Below are 22,624 nucleotides of genomic sequence, written 5' to 3'. Positions count from 1 at the left end.
CTCCCGCCCTGGTCCTGCTCCTCCTCTTCCTCGCCGGCCCGATCGCCTACTGCGCCTACATCGCCTTCACCGACCTCCAGCTCACCGGCCAGGCCCACTCGTCCTTCGTCGGCTTCGCCAACTTCCGCAAGGCCTTCCAGGACGACGAATTCCTCAACGCCGTATGGCTGACGCTGGTGTTCACGGTCGTGTCGTCGCTGCTCGGCCAGAACACCATCGGGCTGGCGCTGGCGGCGCTGATGCAGCGCGCGTCGAAGCCGGTCCGTACCCTCACCGGCGGGATCGTGATCACGGCGTGGGTGCTGCCGGAGGTGGTCGCCGGCTTCCTCCTCTACGCCTTCTTCCGCCGCGAGGGCACCCTGAACGCGATCCTCGACTGGCTCCATCTCCCGCGCCAGAACTGGCTGTTCACCCTGCCGATCCTGGCGGTGTCCTTCGCGAACGTCTGGCGCGGCACGGCCTTCTCGATGCTGGTCTACTCGGCCGCCCTGAACGAGATCCCCAAGGAGATCACCGAGGCGGCGGAGGTGGACGGCGCGGGCGGCTGGCGCCGCATGTGGCACGTCACCCTCCCGATGATCCGCCGTTCCATCGGCACGAACCTGATGCTCAACACCCTCCAGACACTGTCGGTGTTCGGGCTGATCTGGGTGATGACGAGAGGCGGCCCCGGCAACAAGAGCCAGACGCTGCCCCTCTTCATGTACGAACAGGCCTTCCAGAACAGCATGATCGGCTACGGCACCGCGGTCGCCCTGCTCCTGCTGCTGGTCGGCTCCCTCTTCTCCGTCGTCTACCTGCGTCTGCTGCGAACGGAGGTCTGACCCGTCATGGCTCTCACACTCGCCTCCCGCCGCAGGAGCCGGCGCCTGGCCGCGGACGCGGGGCTGCTGGTGGTCGCGGCGGCCTTCGCGCTGCCGTTGGTGTGGGTGGTGCTGTCCTCGCTGGACCCGCACGCGGACCTGCGCGTGAAGGCGCCGGACGGACTCACCTTCGACAACTTCGACGCGATCCTGACGTCGGACATCACCTTCACGCCCCTCCTCAACAGCCTGATCCTGTGCGGGGGCGGCACGCTGCTGACGGTGGTGTGCGCGGCGCTGGCGGCCTACCCGCTCTCCCGCTTCCGCTCCCGCCTCAACCGGCCGTTTTTGCTGACGATCCTGTTCGCGACGAGCCTGCCGATCACGGCGATCATGGTGCCGGTGTACGCGCTGTTCGTGCGGGTGGACCTCATCGACACCATGCAGGGCACGATCTTCTTCTTCGCCGCTTCCCAACTCCCCTTCGCCGTCTGGCTGATGAAGAACTTCATGGACGGCGTGCCGAAGGAGCTGGAGGAGGCGGCCTGGACGGACGGCGCGTCGTCGTTCCAGTCGCTCGTCCGGATCGTGCTGCCGCTGATGGGGCCGGGGGTGGCGGTGGTGACGGTCTTCTCGTTCGTGATGATGTGGGGCAACTTCTTCGTCCCGTTCATGCTGCTGCTGACCCCGGACCAGATGCCGGCGAGCGTGAGCATCAACGAGTTCTTCGGCAATCGGGGGATGGTCGCGTACGGGCAGTTGGCGGCGTTCTCGGTGGTCTATTCGACACCGGTGATCCTGCTGTACGTCGGCATCGCGCGGCGGTTGGGCGGGGGGTTCGCGTTGGGCGGGGCGGTCAAGGGGTGACGGACGCCCCTCCAGAACCTGGCCCGCGCCTACCGGGCCGCCCATCGCCTCGCCGAGGCCCGTTCCGGACTGACCCGCCCCGGTACCAGTCCTCGAACTCGCGGCGCGATGGCGGTCGCACGACCTGGTGCGGGCGTTCGGGATGAGTGTGGTGGCGGGGGATGCGGGGTTGCCGGGGAGGGCGGAGCCGGAGCGGTTCGCCGACCGGGGGCAGGCACTTGCCCGGTATTGGCGGGGAGCGGGCCGGGTTGGTGGCGTGGGCGCGGGAGGAGCGGTTCGCGGACACGGTGGTGGAACTGGCCGCATGCCTGGGGACGTATCTCGGTTGGCGGCGGTGCTTCGACGACTGGAGCACCGCCGCCCGGACCGCCCGGGAGGCCGCGCACCGCACCGGTGACCGCCAGGGCGAGACGATCGCGTGGAACATCCTCGGCCCGCCCCGACGCAAGGAGGCCGGCACAGGACGCGATCGACACCGACACCCGTGCCCGCGACCTGCACCGAGTCGCCGGGGACCGCCACGGAGAGGCAACGGCCTGCACACGCACCGGGAGTTCGAGGACTGGTCCCGGACAGGTCAGGCCCTCGAGAACCTGGCCTTCGCCACGAGGTCGCCTTCCCTCCCGCCGAAGCCCGCAGCGCCCACCTCCAAGCCGCCGGCGCCTACGCCCGAGCCGGCGAGGCCGTCCAAGCCGATCACGCCCGCGTCTGGGCCGACGAGTTGACGGAGTGGCAGCCGGCCACCCCACGGGCAACGCGACCCGTTCGGATTGAGCCGCGGGTTCTGCTCCCTCACGCCCCCGATCGGCGTGTTGACCATGACGTATTCACCTTCGAGGCCCGCCCACACGGGCGAGACCTGCGGCGCGCCGTCGGGGCCGGCCGCCGTGAGGTGTCAGGCCGCTCGGCGAGAGAAGACGTTCGCGAATATGCCCCTCTACCTTGCCATTCACCCCGTATACGAAGATCCCGCCCTTCCCGCCGCCCACGCAGGCGACCCGGCGCGGTCGCGACCACCCCTCCCCACCGGCAAACAGACGTTCCCCGGCCACCCGCCCGATCAAGGCCGAAACCGTACGTTCCTACAATCCGTATTCCTGGCCGAACAGACCGTAGTCACCGCACCCCCGCGCCCCTACTTTGTGCCCCGTGCGCCACTCCCCAGCCCAACCGCCGAACCAACCCGCCCACTCCACCAGCCCCACCTATGCCGTCGGTTCCTCCCCCACGTCCTCCTCCCCTCACTCCCTCCCGCCCTTCAACGCCGCCGCGGCCCACCGTCTCCGCACCGCCCTCAACATGGGCCCGGAACACGTCGCCTTCGGCCTGCGTGCCTCGTACGGGCTCCCCTACGTCACCCCCGACCTCGTCCTCGCCTGGGAACGCGGGCTGACCTCCCCCACCGGTCCCGAACTCACCGCCCTCGCCGGTGTGCTGTGGTGCTCCCCCGGCGAACTGATCGGCAGACCACGCACCCTGCGCGAACACCGCATCGCCCACAACCTCACCCCGGAGGACGTCGCCCGCACCGTCGGCCTCGAACTCCTCGCCTATCTCCACATGGAGGAGCACAACACCTGGCGCGGCACCGACCGCCAGTCCGCCGCACTCGCCGAACTGCTCGACCTCTCGCTGCCCGACTTCATCACCGTCACCGGCCGCGACGGCAAGCTCGCCGAACTGCTCCGCAGCGCCGTCACGGCGCGCTGGCAGGCGTACGTCCGTCCCGTGGGCAAGATGGTGCCTCTGGACCGGCGGCTGCTGGAGGACGCCCTGCAGCAGTTGCACCAGGACTACCAGGGGCAGATGGTCGCCACCCTGAACTGGGGCGGCGGAGGCGCGGCCGACGGTTCGAGTGACGCGGGCCGCGCCTACCTGGACCGTGTCGTCGACCACTTCTGGGCCGCCGTTCAGGACAACACCCAGTAACGGGCGGTTCAGGACGACGCCCAGCCGCGAACGTGCGTCGCGGGGGCCGACCAGCCCCCGTCCGAGGCCCGTTGGGCCGATCCCCCCTCCCCTCCCCCACCCCCACCATGACCCAGGAGGCGTCAAGGAAGGCCGCCGTCGAGGAGAGGGACGGGATCATGACAGTCACCGGCACCAGCGTGGACATCGGGTCGCTCCGCCAGAAGCTGGAGAAGGTGGTCGGGGCTCGGCACGTCCTCCCCGCCGACCGGGTCCCGGCCGACTACCACCACGACGAGTCCCTCGCCGTCACCCCCCGGCCCCCCGCCCTCCTCCTCCGCCCCGCCACCACGGCGGAGGTCGCCGGCATCGTCGGGGTCGCCGCCGCGCACCGCGTCCCGGTCGTCGCGCGCGGCTCCGGCACCGGCGTGTGCGGCGCCTGTGTACCGCGGCACGCCGACGGGATCGTGGTGTCGTTCGAGCGCATGAACCGCGTGCTGGAGATCGACACCGCCAACCATGTCGCCGTCGTCCAGCCCGGCGTCACCCTCGCCCGACTCGACGACGAGACCGAGAAGTTCGGCCTGCGTTACCCGGTACGCCCCGGCGAGCTGAGCGCCTCCGTCGGCGGTACCGTCGCCACCAACGCCGGCGGCATGCACGCCGTCCGGCACGGCGTCACCCGGCACCACGTGCTCGGCGTCGAGGCGGTCCTCGCCTCCGGCGAGACGGTGCGCAGCGGCGGCAAGTACGTCAAGACCAGCACCGGTTACAACCTGACCCAGCTGCTGGTCGGCTCCGAGGGGACCCTGGCCCTGGTCACCGAGGTCACGCTGCGCCTGAAGCCGCGTGCCGGGCACGGCGCGACCGTGCTGGCGCCCTTCGGCTCGGCGGAGGAGGTCGCGGAGGCGGTGCCGGTGCTGCTGGCGGGGGGTCTGGACCCGTTGGCGCTGGAGTACGTCGACCTGCTCACGATGGCGGCGATGACCGCTCGGGAGGACCTCGGGCTCGGCATTCCGGAGCGGGTCCGGGCCACCGCCCTCGGGTATCTGATGGTGGTCCTGGAAGGGCACTCCGCCGAGCGGCTCGACGCCGATGTGGAGGGACTGGGCGCGCAGTTGCAGGAGGTGGGCGCGAGGGACGTGTACGTGCTGCCCGCGACCGCGGCGCGCCGGCTGATGGAGGCCCGCGAGCACGCCTTCTACGCCTCGAAGGCGGCCGGCGCCGACGAGGTCGTCGACATCGTGGTGCCCCGCGCCTCGCTGCCGCGGCTGCTCGCCGAGGCGGACGTCATCGCCAAGGACACCGGGTCGATCGTCACCGGCTGCGGGCACGCCGGCGACGGCAACGTGCATCTGGCCGTCTTCCAGGCGGACCCGGAGCTGCGGGAGGGCGTGCTGCGCCGGCTGTTCGAGGCGGGTGCCGCCCTGGGCGGGGCGATCTCCGGCGAGCACGGCGTGGGAACGGCCAAGAAGCGGTACTTCCTCGCACTGGAGGATCCGGCCAAGGTGGAGCTGATGCGCCGCATCAAGCACGCCTTCGACCCGACCGGAATCCTCAACCCCGGCGTCCTCTTCGACTGACCCCGAGCCACCCCGCCCTCCGCTGACGAAAGGCGGCCCCCATGAACGGCGCCCACGCCGTCGCCCGCACCCTCCTCGACTCCGGCGTCGCGCTCTGCCTCGCCAACCCCGGCACCTCCGAACTGCACTTCGTCACCGCCCTCGACGACGAGCCCGGTCTGCGCGCCGTCCCCTGTCTCTTCGAGGGCGTGGCCACCGGCGCCGCCGACGGATACGGCCGGATGACGGGCCGCCCGGCGGCCACCCTGCTGCACCTGGGCCCCGGGCTCGCGAACGGCCTGGCCAACCTCCACAACGCCCGCCGCGCCCACACCCCGCTGCTCAACCTCGTCGGCGACCACGCGACCTTCCACAAGAAGTACGACGCCCCGCTGGAGTCGGACATCGACGCGCAGGCCCGTACCGTCTCCGGCTGGGTCCGCCGCTGCGCCGACGCCGCCACGGCCGGCACCGACGTGGCGGAGGCGGTGGCCGCCGCGAGCGGCGCCCCGGGGCAGGTGGCCACCGTGATCCTGCCCGCCGACGTGTCCTGGTCGGACGGGGCGCGCCCCGCACCGCCGGTTGCGCCCCGGCCGCCGTCGGCCGTGCCCGAGGGGACCGTCGCCGCCGTGGCCGCAGCCCTGCGCACCGGCGAGAGCGCCGCGCTGCTGCTCGGCGGGGCGGCCACCCGCGAGCCCGCGCTGCGCGCCGCGGCCCGGGTCGCCGCCGGCACCGGTGCCCGGCTGCTGTGCGAGACGTTCCCGGCCCGTCTGGAACGCGGCGCGGACCTGCCCGCCGTGGAGCGGCTCGGCTATCTCGCCGAGGGGGCGATGGCCCAACTCGACGGAGTACGGCACCTGGTGCTGGTGGGCGCCCGCGCCCCGGTGTCGTTCTTCGCCCACCCGGGGCTGCCCGGTCTGCTCGCGCCGGACGACTGCCGCGTCCACACCCTGGGGACACCGGCCGACGACCTGACCGACGCCCTCGGTCACCTCGCCGACGTGGTCGGCACGTCCGCGCCGGCCGCGCCGCTCGCGCCCAGGACCCGTCCCGTACCGCCCGCCGGTGCCGACGCGCTGACCGCCGAGAGCGCCGCCGCGGCCGTGGGGGCGCTGTTGCCCGAGGGGGCCGTCGTGGTGGACGAGGCCAACACGTCGGGGCTGTGGCTGCCGGAGGCCACCGCGGGCGCGCCGCGTCACGACTGGCTGACGCTCACCGGCGGCGCCATCGGGCAGGGGCTGCCGCTGGCGGCGGGGGCGGCGCTCGCCTGCCCGGACCGGCCCGTGCTGTGTCTGGAGGCCGACGGGAGCGCCATGTACACGATCTCGGCGCTGTGGACCCACGCGCGCGAGGGGCTCGACATCACCACGGTGGTCTTCGCCAACGGCTCCTACGCCATCCTGGACATGGAGGCCCAGCGGCTCGGGGCCCCGGCGGACGGTCCCGCCCGCCGTGCCCTGCTCGACCTGACCCGGCCGGCCCTGGACTTCGTCGCCCTGGCCCGCGGCATGGGCGTACCGGCCGTCCGGGCCACCACCGCCGGGGAGTTCACCGACCGGCTGCGCACGGCCCTCGCCGAACCCGGCCCGCACCTGATCGAGGCGGACGTGCCCTCACTGTTCTGAAACCCCGCTCCGCCGGGGACCGCCCCCCTCGGCAGACCCGGAAAAGGCCATGGCTCCCAGGAAAAGGCAATGCCCCTAGAAAACCGACTCCGCCTCGTCCATCCGGTCCTTCGGCACCGTCTTCAGCTCGGTGACCGCCTCCGCCAGCGGCACCATCACGATCTCCGTGCCGCGCAGCGCGGTCATCTTGCCGAACTCGCCCCGGTGCGCCGCCTCCACCGCGTGCCAGCCGAAGCGGGTGGCGAGGACGCGGTCGTAGGCGGTCGGCACGCCGCCGCGCTGCACGTGGCCGAGGATGACCGGCTTTGCCTCCTTGCCGAGGCGCCGCTCCAGTTCGTACGCCAGCGCCGTCCCGATGCCCTGGAAGCGCTCGTGGCCGAACTGGTCGATCTCACCCTTGCCGTAGTCCATGCTGCCCTCGGCGGGGTGGGCGCCCTCCGCCACGCACACGACGGCGAACTTCTTGCCGCGGGCGAAGCGCTCCTCGACCATCTTGACCAGGTCGGCCGGGTCGAAGGGGCGTTCGGGCAGGCAGATGCCGTGCGCGCCGGCCGCCATGCCGGACTCCAGGGCGATCCAGCCCGCATGCCGGCCCATGACCTCGACGACCATCACGCGCTGGTGGGACTCGGCGGTCGTCTTGAGGCGGTCCATCGCCTCCGTGGCGACGCCCACGGCCGTGTCGAAGCCGAAGGTGCGGTCGGTGGAGGAGATGTCGTTGTCGATCGTCTTGGGGACGCCGACCACCGGCAGGCCGGCGTCGGACAGCATCCGGGCCGCCGTCAGGGTGCCCTCGCCGCCGATCGGGATCAGCGCGTCGATGCCGAACTCCTCGACCATGTCGGTGGCGCGGGAACAGGCCTCGCGCAGCCGGTCCCGCTCCAGGCGGGAGGAGCCCAGGATGGTGCCGCCGCGGGCGAGGATGCCGCTGACGGCGTTGAGGTCGAGGCCGCGGTAGCGGCCGTCGAGCAGGCCGGCGTAGCCGTCCTCGAAGCCGATGACCTCGTCGCCGTAGTTGTCGACCGCCCGGTGCACGACCGACCTGATCACAGCGTTCAGGCCGGGGCAGTCGCCGCCTGCGGTGAGGACTCCGATGCGCATCGTGCTGTGTCTCCTGCTCGCTGTCGTGATCGGTGAGCCAGTCCGATTGTTTCATGCCCCACAAGCCCCCACCCTTTCCGCCCCCTATATCCGGATTATCCCCGTCGCGCCCTTCGCCCCGCCGTCCGACTTGACGGGCGCCTTATCCACAGGCAGGGGTATTGTCAAGAGGGTTCCGCTCACCTCGGTGGGCGATTTTTATGGCGTGGACGCGACCGCAGAGACGACGCAGACGACTCATACGACGAAACGGAGATCGCACGTGACGCGCAGCGTGTACGTGACCGGTATCGACCGCGGCGACGGCCGCCAGGTCGTGGAGCTGGGGGTGATGGAGCTCCTGACCCGGCAGGTCGACCGGGTCGGCGTGTTCCGGCCGCTCGTGCACCACAGCCCCGACCGTCTCTTCGAGCTGCTGCGCGCCCGCTACCGGCTCTCCCAGGACCCGGCCACCGTCTACGGCATGGACTACCACGAGGCCTCCGCGCTCCAGGCCGAGCGCGGCACGGACGAGCTGGTGTCGATCCTCGTCGACCGCTTCCACGTGGTCGCGCGGGACTACGACGTCGTCCTGGTGCTGGGCACGGACTTCGCCGACACCCAGCTGCCCGACGAGCTCTCCCTCAACGCCCGGCTCGCCAACGAGTTCGGCGCCTCCGTGCTGCCGGTGGTGGGCGGCCGGGGCCAGCCGGCCGAGTCGGTGCTCGCGGAGACGCGCAACGCCTACCGGGCCTACGACGGCCTCGGCTGCGACGTGCTGGCCATGGTGACCAACCGGGTGGCCCGCGAGGACCGGGACGAGATAGCCGAGCGGCTCGCCAACCGGCTGCCCGTGCCCTGCCACGTGGTGCCCGACGAGCCGGCCCTGTCCGCGCCGACGGTCGCGCAGATCTCCCAGTCCCTGGGCGCCAAGGTGCTGCTGGGCGACGACTCCGGACTCGCCCGCGACGCCCTCGACTTCGTGTTCGGCGGCGCGATGCTGCCGAACTTCCTCGCCGCCCTGACCCCGGGCTGCCTGGTCGTCACCCCGGGCGACCGCGCCGACCTGGTCGTCGGCGCCCTCGCCGCGCACAGCGCCGGCACCCCGCCGATAGCCGGCGTCCTGCTCACCCTCAACGAGGTGCCCGGCGAGGAGATCCTCACCCTCGCCGCCCGCCTCGCCCCCGGCACCCCGGTCCTGTCGGTGCCCGGCAACAGCTTCCCCACCGCGGCCGAACTCTTCTCCCTGGAGGGGAAGTTGAACGCGGCCACGCCGAGGAAGGCGGAGACCGCGCTCGGCCTGTTCGAGCGGTACGTCGACACCGCGGACCTCAACCGGCGCGTCTCCGCCCCGAGCAGCGACCGCCTCACGCCGATGATGTTCGAGCACAAGCTGCTGGAGCAGGCCCGTTCCGGCAGGCGCCGGGTCGTCCTGCCGGAGGGCACCGAGGAGCGCATCCTGCACGCGGCGGAGGTCCTGCTGCGCCGCGGGATCTGCGATCTGACCCTGCTCGGCCCGGTCGACCAGATCCGCAAGAAGGCCGCCGACCTCGGCATCGACCTGGGCGACTCGCAGCTGATCGACCCCGCCACCAGCGAGCTGCGCGACTCCTTCGCCGAGCGGTACGCGGCCTTCCGCGCCCACAGGGGCGTCACGGTCGAGCTGGCGTACGACGTCGTCTCGGACGTGAACTACTTCGGCACGCTGATGGTCCAGGAGGGGCTCGCGGACGGCATGGTCTCCGGGTCCGTGCACTCCACGGCGGCCACCATCCGCCCGGCCTTCGAGATCATCAAGACGCGGCCGGACTCCGACATCGTCTCGTCGGTGTTCTTCATGTGCCTGGCCGACAAGGTCCTCGTCTACGGCGACTGCGCGGTCAACCCCGACCCGAACGCCGTGCAGCTCGCCGACATCGCCATCCAGTCGGCCGGCACCGCCGAGCAGTTCGGGGTGGAGCCGCGGATCGCGATGCTGTCGTACTCGACCGGCACGTCCGGCACCGGCGCCGACGTCGACAAGGTGCGCGAGGCGACCGAGCTGGTGCGCGCCCGGCGGCCCGACCTGAAGATCGAGGGGCCGATCCAGTACGACGCCGCCGTGGAGCCCACCGTCGCGGCGACCAAGCTGCCCGGGTCCGACGTGGCCGGACAGGCGACGGTGCTGATCTTCCCGGACCTCAACACGGGCAACAACACCTACAAGGCCGTGCAGCGCTCGGCCGGCGCGATCGCCGTCGGACCGGTGCTGCAGGGTCTGAACAAGCCGGTCAACGACCTGTCCCGGGGCGCCCTCGTGCAGGACATCGTCAACACCGTCGCCATCACGGCGATCCAGGCCCAGCTCCCCGCCCCGTCCCCGTCCCCGTCCCCCCTCGAGAAGGCTGACCAGCAGTGAGCGGCACCCGCGTCCTCGTCCTCAACTCCGGCTCCTCGTCGGTGAAGTACCAGCTGCTCGACATGCGCGACAGCAGCCGGCTGGCCGTGGGCCTCGTCGAACGGATCGGCGAGCAGTCCTCCCGGCTCAGGCACACCCATCTCGGCAGCGACGACACCCGGGAGTGGCGCGGCCCGATCGCCGACCACGACGCCGCGCTGAAGGCCGTCGCCGAGGAGCTGGCCAAGGACGGGCTCGGCCTGGACTCGCCGGAGCTGGCCGCCATCGGGCACCGGGTGGTGCACGGCGGGAAGACCTTCACCGAGCCGACCGTGATCGACCAGGCCGTGCTCGCCGAGATCGAGCGGCTGATCCCGGTGGCCCCGCTGCACAACCCGGCCAACCTCACCGGCATCCGCACGGCGACGGCACTGCGCCCCGACCTGCCCCAGGTCGCCGTCTTCGACACCGCCTTCCACACCACGATGCCGGAGTCGGCCGCCCGCTACGCGATCGACGTCGCCACCGCCGACGAGCACCGCATCCGCCGCTACGGCTTCCACGGCACCTCGCACGCCTACGTCTCCCGGGCCACGGCGAGGCTGCTGGGCAAGGCGCCCGAGGACGTCAACGTCATCGTGCTGCACCTGGGCAACGGGGCCTCCGCGTCGGCCGTGCGGGGCGGGAAGTGCGTGGACACCTCCATGGGGCTGACGCCTTTGGAGGGACTCGTGATGGGTACGCGCTCGGGAGACACCGATCCGGCCGTCATCTTCCATTTGGCGCGCGTTGGGGGAATGTCCATCGATGAAATCGACACTCTTCTCAACAAGAAGAGCGGGCTGGTCGGCCTGTGCGGCGACAACGACATGCGGGAGATACGCCGCCGTATCGACGCGGGCGACGCACGGGCGCGGCTCGCCTTCGACATCTACATTCATCGGCTGAAGAAGTACATCGGCGCCTATTACGCCGTCCTCGGTACGGTGGACGCGATCGCGTTCACCGCCGGGGTCGGCGAGAACGCGGCGCCGGTGCGCGAGGCGGCCGTCGCGGGCCTGGAGACCCTGGGCCTTGCGGTGGACGGTGAGCTGAACGCCGTACGCAGTGACGAACCGCGACTGATCTCGCCCGCCGGCGCGCGGGTGAAGGTCGCCGTGGTGCCGACCGACGAGGAACTGGAAATCGCGACGCAGACCTACGCACTGGTCGGAAAAGGATCGTGAGCAAACGAGCACGGCCCCGCCCGTTTGTATCTTCCGCCAGACGGAATATTCCGTAGCGAAACAAACCGATAGGATCGCCCCATGCGCCGTTCGAAAATCGTCTGTACTCTCGGCCCCGCGGTCGACTCCCACGAAATGCTGGTCTCCCTGATCGAGGCCGGCATGAACGTGGCCCGGTTCAACTTCAGCCACGGCTCCCACGCCGAGCACCAGGCGCGGTACGACCGCGTCCGGGCCGCGGCCAAGGAGACCGGCCGGGCCATCGGTGTCCTCGCCGACCTCCAGGGTCCGAAGATCCGGCTGGAGACCTTCGCCGAGGGTCCGGTGGAGCTGGAGCGGGGTGACGAGTTCGTCATCACCACCGAGGACGTCCCCGGTGACAAGACCATCTGCGGTACGACGTACAAGGGCCTGCCCGGTGACGTCTCGCGCGGCGACCAGGTCCTGATCAACGACGGCAACGTCGAGCTGAAGGTCCTGGACGTCGAGGGCCCGCGGGTGAGGACGATCGTCATCGAGGGCGGGGTCGTCTCCGACCACAAGGGCATCAACCTGCCCGGCGCGGCCGTGAACGTCCCGGCGCTGAGCGAGAAGGACGTCGAGGACCTGCGCTTCGCGCTGCGCATGGGCTGCGACATGGTCGCCCTGTCCTTCGTCCGGGACGCCAAGGACGTCGCCGACGTCCACAAGGTCATGGACGAGGAGGGCCGCCGGGTCCCGGTCATCGCCAAGGTGGAGAAGCCGCAGGCGGTGGAGAACATGGAGGACGTCGTGATGGCGTTCGACGGCGTGATGGTCGCCCGCGGCGACCTGGCCGTCGAGTACCCCCTCGAAAAGGTCCCCATGGTGCAGAAGCGCCTCATCGAGCTGTGCCGCCGCAACGCCAAGCCGGTGATCGTGGCGACCCAGATGATGGAGTCGATGATCACCAACTCCCGGCCCACCCGTGCCGAGGCCTCCGACGTGGCCAACGCGATCCTGGACGGCGCGGACGCGGTCATGCTCTCGGCGGAGTCCAGCGTGGGCGCGTACCCGGTCGAGACCGTCAAGACGATGTCGAAGATCGTCACCGCGGCCGAGCAGGAGCTGCTCGCCAAGGGCCTGCAGCCGCTGGTGCCGGGCAAGAAGCCGCGCACGCAGGGCGGTTCGGTGGCGCGGGCCGCCTGCGAGATCGCCGACTTCCTCGGCGGCAAGGGCCTGATCGCCTTCACCAAGTCCGGTGACACCGCCCGCCGGCTGTGCCGCTACCGCGCCGCCCAGCCGATCGTCGCGTTCACCACGGACGAGGCCACCCGCAACCAGCTCACGCTCAGCTGGGGCGTGGAGTCGCACGTCGTGCCGTTCGTGAACACCACGGACGAGATGGTCGACATGGTCGACCAGGAGGTCGCCAAGCTCGACCGCTTCGACGAGGGCGACATCCTCATCATCACCGCCGGCTCGCCCCCCGGCGTCCCCGGCACCACCAACATGCTGCGCGTCCACCACCTCGGCGGCGTCAACCGGTAAGCCCGCCAAGGCCCTTGTACGGCGCTGAGGGCGCCCCCTGTCTCAGGGGGCGCCCTCAGTTCGTTCGCGGCTCCCGAACGGCCTCGTGGCGGCGCTCAGCCGGTCCCGTCGGTGGTGTACACGTGCATCCCGGGCACGTGCAGGGAACCACCGAACTGGGCCGCCTGGACGACCTTCACGTTGGTGAAGTAGATCAGCGGGATGTTCAGCGGCGGCGGGTTGTCCACGTCGAACGTGATCGGGATCAGGCCGAAGAGGTTCCCGGAGATCGACTCCGTGTACATCGTCGTGGCGCCGTCGCGGATCGTGGACGTCGAGCCCGCGGCCGCCTGCACGTGGTAGGTCTTGCCCTGCTGCTTGTCCTTGACCGTCTGGTGCAGGTCGCCGATGTCGGTGCCGCCGGAGATGACGTACTTGAGCACCTTCTTGGTGGTGCCGCCGGCCGTCTTCACCTCGACGATGCCCTGGTAGTCGGCGCTCTTGAGCAGCAGCGAGCTGGCCGACAGGTACCAGGGGTCGTCCGCCACGGGCACCTTGTTGTCGACGCCGCTGACGTCGTCCGTGGCCGCCGGGCAGTCCGAGGCGTCCGGGCTCGCGCTCGCCGACGGGCTCGCCGAGGAGGTGGCGTCGGAGGCCGCGCTCCCGGCAGCCTCGGCGGCTTTCCCGGCCGCCTTGGTCGCCGTGTCGGTGGTGTCCTTCACGGTGTCCGTGACCGTCTTGGTGGTGTCCTTGACGGTGTCCGTGACACTGGAGGAGCCGTCCTTGCCCGTACCCGAGGAGGACGAGGACGACGAGTCCGACGACGACGAGTCCGAGGACGACGTCGACGACGCGGACGGCGACGGGCTGGCGCTCGCGGTGGAGGAGCCGCTGCCGCTGCCTCCGGTGAAGATGCCGGTGATGGTGTCGCCAATGGTGTCCAGCAGGCCGCCGCCGCTCGTGGACGCCGACGGGCTCGCCGTCGCGGTGTCACCGGAGCCGGAGCCGCTGGAGCCGGAACCCGACGAGGACGAGTCCGAGCCGGACGCGCTCGCGGACGGCGTGGGCGTGGCCTTGTCGTCGGAACCTGAATCCGACGAAGAGGTCGTGCCCGAGCCGGAACCGGAGCCCGTGCCCGCGGAGTCCTTCGACGTGTCCGCGCTGGAGGACGGCGACGGCGAGGCCGAGCCGTCCGCCGAGCCGGAGCTCGCGGAGGCGGACGGCGAGGCGGAGTCCTCCAGGGCGCTGACGCAGTCCTTGTACTCGTCGGCCGTCAGGCTCTTCGACGCCGTCGGCGAGGCGGAGGAGCCGCCGCTGTCGGCGAGGGCGAGGGTCGACGTGAAGCCCATCCCCATGAGGACGGCCGTCGGCATCGCGGCCATGGCCATCGCCTTGCCGGCAGGCATGTGGAACCTGGTGAACAGCGGCTTCTTGGGTGCCGCATGGCGCGGCCCGGTTCTCACACGGGACTCGTCCACATCAGTCCCGTGGGTCACCTCGTCAGCCGGCACTGTGCCTCCCGTTCGCCCCGTTGGCCGGGCTCGTTCCTGACAGATCGTTCGGCTCGCCCGCCACCCCGGGGTCCACCGGCCGCAGCAGCGTGGTGTCCGGGTCCGTCCCGGCCTCGGGCGCGCCGCCCTGGCCGGTGGTGTCCTCCTGGGCCGGCTCCTCGGCCGGCGGGACACCCGGCGCCCAGGCCACGGCCATCGCCCCGCCGACCAGCGCCAGCAGGAAGCCCATGAGGAAGCCGCCGATGTTGGAGACCGGGATGGAGACCAGGGCCAGCAGGATCGCCGCGACGCCCGCGAAGGTGCGCACGTGCTTCTGGAACCAGAGGCTGACCCCCAGCACGACGAGCAGCACGCCGATGATCAGGGAGCCGGCACCCCCGGTGGTGGCCATCGCCAACGTCAGATGACCGAGCTGGAGATGCGCGTACGGGAAGTACATGATCGGAAAGCCGGCGAGCAGGACGAACAGTCCGGCCCAGAACGGCCGCGTGCCCCGCCAGGCGCGGAACTGCAGCCTCCGGCGGGTGAACTGGCCGGGTGCGGCAGGAGTCTCGGCGCTCATGGAAAACAGCTCCCTGGTGCGGCGTTGCTGTGGTGGTGGTGCTGTGGTCGGGCAGTGGTGAAGCTCTGCACTGCGTGTGAAGAAAGCGCGCGGAAGGTGGACGGGCGGGGGCGCCATCGGCTCCCCCGCCCGTTCACCGAGTGCCTAGTAGCACTCGTGCGTGCCCGCGGACACGGACATCTTCAGCCCGCTGAGCTTGAAGGTTCCGGCGGTGGTGGCCCACGCCGTCTGCTTCACGCCGGTCAGCGAGGCCGAGTCGGCCTGCTGCGCGAATCCGTACGGGTTCGCGGAATCGCCGCTCTTGATGCCGGGACCCTTGCTGGCGTCCTTGGCGGCCACACCGATGTCGATGTTCTTGAACGTCGCGTCGGCGCTCAGGTCATCGAGGTCGATGTACAGGTTGTCGGCCTGGACCGGGGTGTCACCGCCACCGGCCTTCAGGATCAGGCTGACACTCCCCAGGATGGGGATGTCCGGGGTGACCACGGACTGGCACAGGCCCTTGATGCTCGCGGACTTGAACGCCGAGACCGCGACCGGGTGGACCGTCTTCTTGCCGTCGAGGGTGTACCCCGAGTCAAGGGCTCCGTACTGCGCGAAGCCCGTGCCCTCCAGCTGGTCGGCCGTCACCTTGAACTGCTGGCCGGACACGCTGAAGGACGCGGCGAGAGCGCCCTGCGCGAGGGCGACACCTATCGCGGCCGTAGCGGCGACGCTGGGCACCATGACCACAGCGAACCGCTTCCATCTGGTCCCGCCACGCACCTGGGACTCCATATTTCCTCCTTCTCGGACGTACATCTCCTGGCCCCGACTGCCCCAGTTCGGCGGCTCAGCCGGGCAGGGATGGGAGAAGTGCTACGTCCTCGGGAAGGAGAGCGCCCGTACTCGGAAGGCGCGAAGCCGCGCACCGATCACCGGCGATCACCCCCGAGCGACAACCACTGGTCGCGCCTGACACGCATCACGCACAACCTTGCCGGACAGGCTTCGCCTGGTCGGGCGAAGACCCCCCTGTCCAAGAGATGGCGCCCCTGACGCCGTCTCTGCTCGGTGGGGACCCAGGAACTCCCGCGACCCGACCGGCTGTCGGGGTACGGGAATGGACCGAGCGTCGCCGATCGTGGTGCATTCTCGCCGCCCGCACAAGGGGCTTCGTTACTCGGTAGTAACGGCCGGATAACCGATGGACGACCCACAGGTCTCGGGCGACGACGGAGGGTGCTGTCAAGTGGGGGGACAAAGCGATTGATTGTTGGATCAAATCCGACAGATCAAAGCCCGCAACTTACTTGCAGTAACAGCGGCCGCGATTACCAAGATTTGGTAAAGCGCGGCCGCAGTGGAGCTTCGTCGGCAAACTCTTCACTCGGGCATCACATGCGCCCGTGTTTAGTGACTGGTCAGAACAGCGCCCGCGCGAGCGCCCGCCGGGCCGCTGTCACACGCGGATCGTCCGCCCCCACCACCTCGAAGAGTTCCAGCAGCCTCAGACGCACCGTGTCCCGGTCGTCACCGGCCGTGCGCCGCACGGTCTCGATGAGCCGCCCGAACGCGTCCTCCACGTGCCCGCCGACCAGATCCAGGTCGGCCGCCGCGATCTGCGCCTGCGCGTCGGCCGGCTTCTCGGCCGCTTCCTTGCGCACCCGCTGCGGGTCCATCCCCTGCACCCGCTGGAGCAACTCGGCCTGCGCGAGCCCCAGCTTGGCCTCCGGGTTGCCCGGATCGTCGTTCAGCACGTTCTTGTACGCCTGGACGGCACCGGCCAGGTCGCCGGAGTCCAGGGCCTGTACGGCGGCTTCGAGCAGCGCGTCGTAAGGGCCGGCCGGCGCGGCGGGGCCCGGCTGCGCGGCGCCCGGCGCGGCGTCGGGGTCGACGGTCAGGCCGGTCAGGCCGAAGCGCTGCTCGGCGACCTGCACCAGCTGGTCGAGGGTCTGGCGGATCTGCGCCTCGCCGGCGGCCCCCTGGAAGAGGGGCAGCGCCTGCCCCGCGACGACGGCGAAGACCGCCGGGATGCCCTGGATGCCGAACTGCTGCATCAGCATCTGGTTGGCGTCGACGTCGATCTTGGCCAGCAGGAACCGGCCGTTGTACTCGACGGCGAGCCGCTCGAGGACCGGGCTCAGCTGTTTGCAGGGCTGGCACCACTCGGCCCAGAAGTCGATGACGACCGGTACCTCGGCGGACCGCTGAAGGACGTCGCGCTCGAAGCCGGCCTCGTCGACGTCGATCACGAGGTCGGCCGGCGAGATCGCCCCACCTCCGCCCTGCCGCGCCGCTTCGGCGCGCGCCTGCTCCGCCTTCGCCTTGGCCTCCTGGGCCGCCTTCACCGCGGCGAGGTCGACGACTCCGCTCATGGACATGTTCCGTGGCTGCATGCGTCTATCCTCCCCCGTCCGCGCGCGCGAGTGAAAAGCACTTCGTAAGCCGGTCTTCGGCGCCGGGTCCCCACCCCACACCAGTGGTTTCGCTACGGGTCGTAGCGTAATGGCACCGAGTGCCTCGCTGCCACCCTCCCCTGGTGATCTCCCTCACGACATCACGACATCCGCCGGTTATGGTCGGGGGATGCAGAGCCGCACTTCCGCCCCGCGGGCCACGGGGCGCCCGCGCAGCGCCGCCGCGGACGCCGCGATCCTGGCGGCCACGCGGGACGCGCTGGTGGAGCTGGGCTGGTCCAAGCTGACGCTGGGGGACGTGGCGACGCGGGCCGGGGTCGCCAAGACGACCCTCTACCGCCGCTGGGCGGGCAAGAACGAGCTCGTCGTCGACGCGGTGGCGGAGCTCTTCGACGAACTGCGCCTGCCCGACCGCGGCTCGCTGGCCGCCGACATCGAGGGCGTGGTGCTGCAGTTCGCGGCGATCCTGGCCCGCCCGGAGGCCAGGAGCGGCCTGATGGCGGTGGTCGCCGAGGCCACCCGCGACGAGGCCCTGCGCGAGCGCATCCGCGAGTCGATCGTCGAACGGCAGAAACGCCTGGTCCTGGAGGGCCGCAGCCGGGCGCAGCAGCGGGGCGAGCTCCCCCCGGAGTCCGACCCCGGGGAGGCCGCCCGCACCGTCGACCTGATCTTCGACGTGGTGGCCGGCGCGGTGGTCCACCGCACGCTGGTCAGCGCGGAGCCGGCGGACGAGGAGTGGGTGCGCGGCTTCACCCGCCTGCTCCTGCTGGGCCTGGCCGGGGCCGCGTAGACCCCGCCGGTCCTAGAAGCCGGCGGGCTCGGTGTACACCCCCCACTCGTCCCGCAGCACCCCGCAGATCTCGCCGAGGGTCGCCTCCGCGCGGACGGCGTCCAGCATCGGCTCGATCATGTTGGAGCCGTCGCGGGCGGCGGCGAGCATGCCGTCGAGCGCGGCCTTCACGGCGGCCTCGTCCCGCGTCTCCTTGCGCCGGCGCAGCAGCCGGACCTGCTCCCGCTCCACCTCGTGGCTGACCCGCAGGATCTCCAGGTCCCCGGTGACGGACCCGGTGTGGACGTTGACGCCCACGACCTTCTTCTCGCCCTTCTCCAGGGCCTGCTGGTAGCGGAAGGCGGACTCGGCGATCTCGCCGGTGAACCAGCCGTCCTCGATCCCGCGCAGGATGCCGGAGGTGATCGGACCGATGGGGTGCTGCCCGTCGGGGTGGGCCCGCAGGCCGCGCTCCTTGATCCGGTCGAAGATCTTCTCGGCGTCGGCCTCGATCCGGTCGGTCAGCTGCTCGACGTACCACGAACCGCCCAGCGGGTCGGCCACGTTGGCGACCCCGGTCTCCTCCATCAGGACCTGCTGGGTGCGCAGCGCGATCTCGGCGGCCTGCTCGCTCGGCAGGGCGAGGGTCTCGTCGAGGGCGTTGGTGTGCAGCGAGTTGGTCCCGCCGAGCACGGCGGCGAGCGCCTCCACGGCCGTGCGCACGACGTTGTTGTACGGCTGCTGGGCGGTCAGCGAGACACCGGCGGTCTGCGTGTGGAACCGCAGCCACTGCGCCTTGTCGCTCTTCGCCCCGTAGACGTCCCGCATCCAGCGCGCCCAGATACGGCGCGCCGCGCGGAACTTGGCGATCTCCTCGAAGAAGTCGACGTGCGCGTCGAAGAAGAAGGAGAGGCCGGGGGCGAAGACGTCGACGTCGAGGCCGCGCGAGAGCCCCAGTTCGACGTATCCGAAGCCGTCGGCGAGCGTGTAGGCCAGCTCCTGCGCGGCCGTGGCTCCGGCCTCCCGGATGTGGTAGCCGGAGACGGAGAGCGGCTTGTAGGCGGGGATGCCGGCCGCGCAGTACTCCATGAGGTCGCCGATCAGCCTCAGGTGCGGCTCCGGCTGGAAGAGCCACTCCTTCTGCGCGATGTACTCCTTGAAGATGTCGGTCTGGAGCGTGCCGTTGAGCACCCCCGGGTCGACGCCCTGCCGCTCGGCGGCGACGAGGTACATGCAGAACACGGGCACGGCCGGGCCGCTGATCGTCATGGAGGTCGTGACGTCCCCCAGCGGGATGTCCTTGAACAGCACCTCCATGTCGGCGGCGGAGTCGATCGCGACGCCGCAGTGCCCGACCTCGCCGAGCGAGCGCGGGTCGTCGGAGTCGCGTCCCATGAGCGTCGGCATGTCGAAGGCGACGGAGAGCCCGCCGCCCCCGTTGCCGAGGATCATCTTGTAGCGCTCGTTGGTCTGCTCGGCGTTCCCGAACCCGGCGAACTGCCGGATGGTCCACGTCCGCCCCCGGTAGCCGGTCGGGTACAGGCCGCGGGTGAAGGGGAACTCCCCCGGCCACCCGATCCGCTCGAACCCTTCGTAGGCGTCCCCCGGCCGTGGCCCGTACACCGGCTCCACGGGATCGCCGGAGAGCGTGGTGAAGTCGGCGTCCCGCTTGCGGGATGCGTCGTACCGGGCCTGCCAGCGACGGCGGCCCTCCTCGATGGCGTCAGCGTCCATACCCTCGAATTTACTAGGACGTCCTAGTAAATGTCGATGGGCCACCGCCGTACGCGACCCGTACGGCGGTGCGGTTACGCCTTGGCGGCGACCGGAGCCCGGTCGGCGACCTGGGCCTCCAGCTCGTGGGTGACCTTGCGCTCGACGAAGAAGGCGGCCGTGGGAATCGTCCCGGCGAGCAGCACCCACAGCTGCTTGCCGACCGGCCACTTCGCCTTCGAGCCCAGGTCGAAGGCGAAGACGAGGTAGACGACGTAGAGCCAGCCGTGCGCGATGGCGACGACGCGGGTGAAGTCCGCCGCCCCGTCGATGTCCAGGCCGTACTTGGCGATCATGCTCAGGCACAGCAGGACCAGCAGGACGCCGGTGGTGTAGGCCATGACGCGGTAGCGGGTCAGCACGCTCTTCTTCATGGCGTCGAGCGTAACCGCCCGTTCCGGGAGATCTTGGGCGGGGTCAGTCCTCTTCGAAGTCGTGTGCCGCCACCCGCAGGGGCCTGAGCATCGCGAAGATCTCCGCGCACTCCTCCGCGTCGTACACGCCGAGGCCGAAGTCCATCGCCATCAGGTCGCGCGTGGCGGCCTCCACGACCTCGCGGCCCTTGTCGGTGATGGTGGCGAGGGTGCCGCGGCCGTCGTTGGGGTTGGGGCGCTTGTCGACCAGGCCCGAGCGCACCAGGCGGTCCACCGTGTTGGTGACGGACGTCGGATGCACCATGAGCCGCTCGCCGATCTTCGACATCGGCAGCTCGCCGGCCTTGGAGAAGTTCAGCAGCACCAGCGCCTCGTACCGCGCGAACGTGAGCCCGTAGGGCTTGACCACCGCGTCGACCTCGGCCAGCAGGATCTGGTGGGCCCGCATGATCGAGGTGATGGCCGCCATCGACGGCACGTTTCCCCAGCGCTGCTTCCAGAGCTCGTCGGCGCGGGCGATGGGATCGAACGGGAGACTGAGCGGCTTCGGCACGGCACCGACCTTACCGGCCGGTCACATGGTGGTCAGCCCCGTCTCGCCTTTCGGTCCGGCGGCCCTCGCCTCCCGGGCCAGCAGCCGGCAGCACAGCGTCCCCAGCACCCCGGCGCCCGCGACCGTCGCCGCCACCCCGGCGAACTGGGCCGCCACCCCCGCCAGCGCCATCCCGACCCCCTGGACGGTCATCAGCCCGGCCTGCAGCAGCGTCATCGCCCGCCCCCGCAGCTCCTCCGGCACCGCCCGCACGAACCACTGGTCCAGGCCCAGCGTGTACGCCGATCCCGCGCCGGAGACCAGGAGCAGGAGGAGGGAGACGACGAGGCCGGGGTGGAGGGCGTAGCCGAGGTAGGGCAGGAGGGTCAGGCACACCAGCGGCAGCGCGATCCGTTCCCTGGTCGCGGGCCGCAGGCGGGCACCGGCGTACAGCTCGCCGGCGATCGTGCCGACCGGCAGCGCGCACATCAGCAGTCCGAGCCCGACCGAGCCGGCCGCGAGGTCGGCGGCGTAGGGGGCGGCGAGCGCCTCGGGGGCGACCGAGAACATCGGCGGGATCCAGAAGAGGAGCAGCAGGGCGCGGATCCGGCGGTGCGCGAGGACCTCGCGGGCGCCCCTGAGGGAGTCCTTCACCAGGGCGCTCCCGGAGCGCTCCCGGGCCGGGCGGCGCCGGGTGCCGAAGCGGAGCAGGACCGCCGAGGCGAGGAAGGTGGCGACCGTGATCAGCAGGGCGTGCCGTGGCGACACGGCCATCAGCAGCACGCCGCCCAGCCCGTAGCCGGCCAGCAGGGCGCTCTGCGAGACGATCCGCAGCAGGGACCGGCCGAGCACGAACAGCTCGCCGTCGCCGAGGATGTCGGCGAGCGTGGCCATCCGGGTGCCCTGGAACACCGGCGAGACGACGGCCACGCAGCAGCGCAGGGCGAGGAGTACGGCGATGCGGGTGCCGGAGGCCACCATCAGCGCCACGCACACCGCGCACACCAGGTCGCACGCCACCAGCACCCGCCGGGCCGGGAAACGGTCGGCCACGCCCGCGAGGAGCGTCCCGCCGACCACGTACGGCAGGAAGCCCAGTGCGAAGGTGAGCGCGCTCATCAGGGGCGAGCCGGTGAGGTCGTAGACGAGGACGGAGAGCGAGATCTCGCTGACGATCACGCCCAGCAGGGAGAGGGCGTGCGCGGCGAAGACGGCGCGGAACTCGCGGACGGCGAAGACGGCGGGGTAGCCGGCGAGGGCCGGGGGCGCTGCTGCGGACATGGACGGCAGCCTGCGGTGAAGCGACCGGGCATCCTAGAGATTCGGCACAGGCCGAATCTTCCGACTCTTTCCGAGGGGTGGGTCTCATGCCGTCGCGCCTGCACTTCGGCGAGGACGACTTCCTGCGCTGCCGCTTCGCCGTCTCCCCGCTGTGGGAGACGCAGGAGGTGGTGCGCACGCTCAAGCGGCCGGAGCGGCACGGCTATCACGCGCACTGGCTGCGCCGTGTCGGCGAGGTGGCGCGCGGCCTCGACCTGAGCGGCCTGTGGCTGCTGATGCCGCAGCGCGGGCACTGTCCCGACTGGCTGTGCCGGCCGCCGATCGGGCCCGCCGCCACCTTCGAGGAGGAGATCGCGGCGGTCCGGGCGAGCGACCCGGAGGCGGCCCGCGCCGACACCGCGAAGTCCCTCGCGGACACCCCCGGCGCCCTCGGCTCCCCGCGGGCCCGGCGCTGGCTGGCCGACCCGGCCGGCATGATCCGGGAGCT

The 22,624-nt window shown here is 71.2% G+C and carries 18 protein-coding genes and 1 pseudogene; 10 read left to right on the top strand and 9 right to left on the bottom strand.

What is annotated here, in order from left to right:
* From ACYF6T_RS42435 to ACYF6T_RS42415, 5 genes are all read left to right on the top strand, one after another.
* Window positions 1-824, top strand: an 824-nt coding sequence (locus tag ACYF6T_RS42435) for a carbohydrate ABC transporter permease (RefSeq protein WP_461703317.1), incomplete at its 5' end; no start/stop codon positions are given.
* 6 nt (window positions 825-830) lie between these two features.
* Entirely contained in the window at window positions 831-1,670 is an 840-nt protein-coding gene (locus tag ACYF6T_RS42430; protein ID WP_461703316.1) for a carbohydrate ABC transporter permease, read from the top strand.
* Between the two features lie 1,299 nt (window positions 1,671-2,969).
* The gene (locus ACYF6T_RS42425) at window positions 2,970-3,599 is read left to right on the top strand and encodes a helix-turn-helix domain-containing protein (protein WP_461703318.1); all 630 of its coding nucleotides are present in this window, start codon (window positions 2,970-2,972) and stop codon (window positions 3,597-3,599) included.
* A gap of 158 nt (window positions 3,600-3,757) precedes the next feature.
* Window positions 3,758-5,161, top strand: coding sequence for an FAD-binding oxidoreductase (locus tag ACYF6T_RS42420; RefSeq protein ID WP_461703315.1), 1,404 nt, complete (start codon window positions 3,758-3,760; stop codon window positions 5,159-5,161).
* A 41-nt stretch (window positions 5,162-5,202) separates the two neighbouring features.
* Window positions 5,203-6,765 carry an acetolactate synthase large subunit gene (locus ACYF6T_RS42415; RefSeq protein WP_461703314.1) on the top strand — a complete coding sequence of 521 codons (1,563 nt, stop codon included), beginning with the start codon at window positions 5,203-5,205 and terminating at the stop codon, window positions 6,763-6,765.
* A gap of 75 nt (window positions 6,766-6,840) precedes the next feature.
* On the opposite strand, the gene ACYF6T_RS42410 is transcribed toward ACYF6T_RS42415, so the two are convergent.
* Complete coding sequence (locus ACYF6T_RS42410; RefSeq protein ID WP_461703313.1) at window positions 6,841-7,866, bottom strand: ATP-dependent 6-phosphofructokinase; 1,026 nt, start codon at window positions 7,864-7,866, stop codon at window positions 6,841-6,843.
* A gap of 262 nt (window positions 7,867-8,128) precedes the next feature.
* Here ACYF6T_RS42410 and pta point away from each other — a divergent pair, with 262 nt between their 5' ends.
* From pta to pyk, 3 genes are all read left to right on the top strand, one after another.
* Entirely contained in the window at window positions 8,129-10,243 is a 2,115-nt protein-coding gene (gene pta, locus ACYF6T_RS42405; protein ID WP_461703312.1) for a phosphate acetyltransferase, read from the top strand.
* Window positions 10,240-11,448: an acetate kinase gene (locus tag ACYF6T_RS42400; protein WP_461703311.1), complete on the top strand. Its 1,209-nt coding sequence runs from the start codon at window positions 10,240-10,242 to the stop codon at window positions 11,446-11,448. The genes pta and ACYF6T_RS42400 overlap by 4 nt, the downstream gene beginning before the upstream one ends.
* Window positions 11,449-11,529: 81 nt before the next feature.
* On the top strand, window positions 11,530-12,957 hold the full coding sequence (pyk, locus tag ACYF6T_RS42395) for a pyruvate kinase (RefSeq protein ID WP_461703310.1): 1,428 nt from the start codon (window positions 11,530-11,532) through the stop codon (window positions 12,955-12,957).
* Between the two features lie 95 nt (window positions 12,958-13,052).
* On the opposite strand, the gene ACYF6T_RS42390 is transcribed toward pyk, so the two are convergent.
* The 4 genes from ACYF6T_RS42390 to ACYF6T_RS42375 form a co-directional block, all read right to left on the bottom strand.
* Window positions 13,053-14,447, bottom strand: a complete 1,395-nt coding sequence (locus tag ACYF6T_RS42390) for a hypothetical protein (protein WP_461703309.1) — start codon at window positions 14,445-14,447, stop codon at window positions 13,053-13,055.
* Window positions 14,437-15,009, bottom strand: coding sequence for a DUF6114 domain-containing protein (locus ACYF6T_RS42385; RefSeq protein ID WP_461703308.1), 573 nt, complete (start codon window positions 15,007-15,009; stop codon window positions 14,437-14,439). Before ACYF6T_RS42385 ends, ACYF6T_RS42390 begins: the two co-directional genes overlap by 11 nt.
* A 144-nt stretch (window positions 15,010-15,153) precedes the next feature.
* On the bottom strand, window positions 15,154-15,786 hold the full coding sequence (locus tag ACYF6T_RS42380) for a DUF6230 family protein (RefSeq protein WP_461703307.1): 633 nt from the start codon (window positions 15,784-15,786) through the stop codon (window positions 15,154-15,156).
* Between the two features lie 626 nt (window positions 15,787-16,412).
* Entirely contained in the window at window positions 16,413-17,387 is a 975-nt protein-coding gene (locus ACYF6T_RS42375) for a tetratricopeptide repeat protein (RefSeq protein ID WP_461703306.1), read from the bottom strand.
* A gap of 190 nt (window positions 17,388-17,577) precedes the next feature.
* Here ACYF6T_RS42375 and ACYF6T_RS42370 point away from each other — a divergent pair, with 190 nt between their 5' ends.
* On the top strand, window positions 17,578-18,198 hold the full coding sequence (locus ACYF6T_RS42370) for a TetR/AcrR family transcriptional regulator (protein ID WP_461703305.1): 621 nt from the start codon (window positions 17,578-17,580) through the stop codon (window positions 18,196-18,198).
* A gap of 12 nt (window positions 18,199-18,210) precedes the next feature.
* Here ACYF6T_RS42370 and ACYF6T_RS42365 read toward each other — a convergent pair whose 3' ends face one another.
* The 4 genes from ACYF6T_RS42365 to ACYF6T_RS42350 all read right to left on the bottom strand — a co-directional run bounded on the left by ACYF6T_RS42365 (window position 18,211) and on the right by ACYF6T_RS42350 (window position 22,137).
* Entirely contained in the window at window positions 18,211-19,911 is a 1,701-nt protein-coding gene (locus ACYF6T_RS42365; protein WP_461703304.1) for an acyl-CoA mutase large subunit family protein, read from the bottom strand.
* 74 nt (window positions 19,912-19,985) lie between these two features.
* Window positions 19,986-20,324 (bottom strand): DUF3817 domain-containing protein, encoded by a 339-nt coding sequence (locus ACYF6T_RS42360; RefSeq protein ID WP_461703303.1) that lies wholly within the window; start codon window positions 20,322-20,324, stop codon window positions 19,986-19,988.
* Window positions 20,325-20,367: 43 nt separating this feature from the next.
* Window positions 20,368-20,877 carry a MarR family winged helix-turn-helix transcriptional regulator gene (locus ACYF6T_RS42355; RefSeq protein ID WP_461703302.1) on the bottom strand — a complete coding sequence of 170 codons (510 nt, stop codon included), beginning with the start codon at window positions 20,875-20,877 and terminating at the stop codon, window positions 20,368-20,370.
* 21 nt (window positions 20,878-20,898) lie between these two features.
* Window positions 20,899-22,137, bottom strand: coding sequence for an MFS transporter (locus tag ACYF6T_RS42350; protein ID WP_461703301.1), 1,239 nt, complete (start codon window positions 22,135-22,137; stop codon window positions 20,899-20,901).
* An 86-nt stretch (window positions 22,138-22,223) separates the two neighbouring features.
* On the opposite strand from ACYF6T_RS42350, the pseudogene ACYF6T_RS42345 reads away from it, so the two are divergent.
* Window positions 22,224-22,624 (top strand): annotated as a pseudogene (locus tag ACYF6T_RS42345) (transcriptional regulator); the annotation flags it as partial.

It is taken from the genome of Streptomyces sp. 7R007 (assembly GCF_054850255.1).
Note: the sequence above shows the minus strand (reverse complement) of the source record. Positions and strands in the feature narration are given on the sequence as shown.